Source organism: Rhodopseudomonas sp. AAP120 (genome assembly GCF_001295845.1).
Taxonomy (GTDB): Bacteria; Pseudomonadota; Alphaproteobacteria; order Rhizobiales; family Xanthobacteraceae; genus Rhodopseudomonas.
In genome coordinates, this window is the sequence record NZ_LJIC01000216.1 from 1 (window position 1) to 3,259 (window position 3,259).

General features: G+C 66.4%; 5 protein-coding genes. 1 reads left to right on the top strand and 4 read right to left on the bottom strand.

The window, feature by feature from the left end:
- The 3 genes from IP86_RS27360 to IP86_RS27370 all read right to left on the bottom strand — a co-directional run.
- On the bottom strand, positions 1 to 178 hold a 178-nt coding region (locus IP86_RS27360), incomplete at its 3' end, for a DUF2948 family protein (protein WP_156332637.1).
- A 20-nt stretch (positions 179 to 198) separates the two neighbouring features.
- Positions 199 to 1,488 (bottom strand): UDP-N-acetylglucosamine 1-carboxyvinyltransferase, encoded by a 1,290-nt coding sequence (gene murA / locus IP86_RS27365; protein ID WP_054165611.1) that lies wholly within the window; start codon positions 1,486 to 1,488, stop codon positions 199 to 201.
- Between the two features lie 173 nt (positions 1,489 to 1,661).
- Entirely contained in the window at positions 1,662 to 1,955 is a 294-nt protein-coding gene (locus tag IP86_RS27370; protein ID WP_054165612.1) for a DUF3551 domain-containing protein, read from the bottom strand.
- 248 nt (positions 1,956 to 2,203) lie between these two features.
- Here IP86_RS27370 and IP86_RS27375 point away from each other — a divergent pair, with 248 nt between their 5' ends.
- On the top strand, positions 2,204 to 2,494 hold the full coding sequence (locus IP86_RS27375) for a hypothetical protein (RefSeq protein ID WP_054165613.1): 291 nt from the start codon (positions 2,204 to 2,206) through the stop codon (positions 2,492 to 2,494).
- Positions 2,495 to 2,566: 72 nt separating this feature from the next.
- On the opposite strand, the gene IP86_RS27380 is transcribed toward IP86_RS27375, so the two are convergent.
- Positions 2,567 to 3,070, bottom strand: a complete 504-nt coding sequence (locus IP86_RS27380; RefSeq protein ID WP_054165614.1) for a hypothetical protein — start codon at positions 3,068 to 3,070, stop codon at positions 2,567 to 2,569.
- Positions 3,071 to 3,259 lie beyond the last annotated feature (189 nt).

Below are 3,259 nucleotides of genomic sequence, written 5' to 3' on the forward strand. Positions count from 1 at the left end.
CGGGCACCGGCTCGCCCGCCAGCGTCTGCTCCCAATCAAGCCGGTGCAGTCCTACCACCAGACGCTTTTCCGCCTGGCGCCAGACGATGTCGCCGGTTTCGACCCGCGCGTCCTGGACATGGGCGGAGATCACCGCGAGGTCGTCGGGGTCGAGTGCGATCAGTTTCAACTCACCCACAGCATCCCCCGCGTCGGCACTCACCCGCTGATACGTTCGATCGTGGCGCCGCAGGCCGACAGCTTTTCTTCCAGCCGCTCGAAGCCGCGATCGAGATGATAGATGCGGTTGACCATGGTCTCGCCGTCGGCGGCGAGCGCCGCGATCACCAGCGACACCGAGGCGCGCAGATCGGTCGCCATCACCGGCGCGCCGCGCAGCTTGGAGACGCCGTCGATCGTCGCGGTCTCGCCGTCGAGCGAGATCTTGGCGCCGAACCGCGCCAGTTCCTGCACGTGCATGAAGCGGTTTTCGAAGATCGTCTCGGTGATGTGCGAGGCGCCTTTGGCGCGGGTCATCAGCGCCATCAGCTGTGCTTGCAGATCGGTCGGGAAGCCCGGGAACGGCGCGGTCGTCACCGTCACCGGGCTGATGCCGGCGCCGTTGCGGGAAACCTTGATGCCGTCGTTGTTCGGCGTGATGCTGACGCCGGCCTCGGTCAGCACGTCGAGCGCCGCTTGCAGCAACTCCGGCCGGGCGCCGGAGAGCTGAACCTCGCCGCCGGTCATCGCCACCGCCATCGCATAGGTGCCGGTCTCGATCCGGTCCGGCAGCACGGTGTGGCGCGCGCCGTGCAGCTTGGCGACACCCTCGATCAGGATGCGCGGCGTGCCGGCGCCGGTGATCTTGGCGCCCATCTTGTTGAGGCAGCCGGCGACGTCGGCTATCTCCGGCTCGCAGGCGGCGTTGGAGATGATGGTGCTGCCCTTGGCGAGCGTCGCGGCCATCAGCGCGACGTGCGTGCCGCTGACCGTGACCTTGGGAAATTCAATGGTGGCGCCCTTCAGCCCACCGGGCGCCTTGGCGATCACATAGCCGCCGTCGATCGAGATTTCGGCACCGAGCTTCTCCAGCGCCATGATCAACAGGTCGACCGGCCGGGTGCCGATGGCACAGCCGCCGGGCAGCGACACCTTGGCCTCGTGCATCCGAGCTAGCAGCGGCGCCACCACCCAGAAGCTGGCGCGCATCTTCGAGACGAGCTCGTAGGGCGCCGTGGTATCGATGATGTTCTTCGCCGAGATGTGCAGGGTCTGGCCCTGATATTCGTGGTCGCCGGGCCGCTTGCCGGCCGCCATGATGTCGACGCCGTGATTGCCGAGGATGCGCTGCAGCAGCGCGACGTCGGCGAGGCGCGGAACATTGTCCAGGATCAGGGTCTCGTCGGTCAGCAGCGCGGCGATCATCAGCGGCAGCGCGGCGTTCTTGGCGCCCGAAATCGGGATGGTGCCGTGCAGCTTGTTGCCGCCGATAATCCGAATGCGATCCATGCCGATTCCCGCTTTTGAGCCGTGTTCATATACGGCAGAACCGCCGTCCGTGGCAAAAGCGTGGAATTTGAGGCGATTTCATGAGCCTCAGCCGTGCTGCTGAGCAGATTTGCGCCCCCGGCGGGCGAATCGGCGGCGCGGGGGCGCCGCCGCGGGTCAGCAGGCGACGCGGTTCACCAACGCGGGTCACCATAGGTGCGATAATCGCGGTGCCGGGGCTCACGGAATGCGGCGCGCGGATTGACGATACAGTCGGCCAGGCGCCCCGAGGCCGCCGCGCGGCACTGCCGATAGGATGCGTAGTTGCAGTCGCCCGGATAGCCGTAGCCCGGCGACGTCAGGCAATAGGCATAATCGCGAGCCTGCGCCGCGGTGCCGCCGAACAGGCTCGCACCGGCAATCGCCGTCGCGGCCGCGACGGCCGCCAGGGCACGACGCGATATCGGATTGTTCAAAGCTTGTTTCATGAGTGTCTCCGTCGTGAATTGCCGAAACAATCCGGTTTGGCCACCGTCGTTCCTGTGCCGCAGGCTGCCTGCTCTTCCTACGCGCTTCGTGTTCCGATGCAAACCGCGCTCGGCGGCGTGCGGCTTTTCCGGCGATCTGATGTTCCGTCGGAACGGTGCGCCGTGGCGGCCGTTTTCATATCAGTGCAACCGCACGATGCGAGGCCGGCCCCGCCGCGCTTCGATCGATAATTTCCAGAGGAGTTTTCATGAACTCGCGAATGACCAAGATCGCCGGTGCCGCCGCTGCGGCGCTGCTGGCCACCACCCTCGCCGCTTCGGCGCAAGGCCAGACCGATACGCGCGGCAACGCGATGGGCTCGCAGCATGTCGGCAATGGCGGCAGCATGGAGCGCGGCACCATGGCGCCGGCCCCCGGCACCACCACCGGCGCCGCCGGCAGCATGAATGGTGCCAACCATCCGACGCCGTCGTCCACCCAGGGCGACGTCGGTCCGGGCGGCAACAACAACGGCACGCGGACCGGCCCGGCGCGCTGACCGCTCGCCTCATCGAGTACGCAAAGGCCCCGGCTCAGCCGGGGCCTTTTTCTTGCTGCGCCGGGCGCAATCTCAGGCGCGCACGTAGCTCGAAATGGGGCGATAGCGGCGCAGCGCCGCGATGATCACCACGACGAAGAACAGCAGCGCGGCGCCCTGCGCCGCGAGAAACGGCGGCTCGTTCTGGTTCGGCGCCAGATCGCGCAGCACGGTGACTTTCTGAAACAGCTGCACGATCAGCACGAAGACGTTGAGATACAGCGACAGCAGCGCGGTGATCACATAGGCCGGACGCCACGGCCCGGCGAGCCTGCCGACATACAGCGCCACCACCGCGACCGCGAGCAGCACCAGCGAGATGATGCCGACGATGTGCGACGGCAGCAGTTGGAAGAACGGAAACAGAAAACCGGTCGCGCTGGTCAGGATCGTGGTCGCCAGAAACAACGCCGTCCACCCCGGCAGCGGCTTCGAGATCAGCAGGCCGACCATCGCGATCAGGCCGGCGGCAATTCCGATCAGGCTGATAATGACATGGATCAGCGTGAACGTCGTCAAATCCAATCCAAGAACCATCGCCCGCTCCTGCAATTGACTATCAGTATCGTATGATAGTCATCATGCAGCACAAGCCGGCGCTTGTCACGCCGGAATGATCAGCACCGCGTGCCCAGCGCGTAGCCTCGGCACGACACTGCGATTGCGCCACCCCCGAGCCGCAGCGCGCTCCCTCTCCCGCTTGCGGGAGAGGGCTGGGGTGAGGGC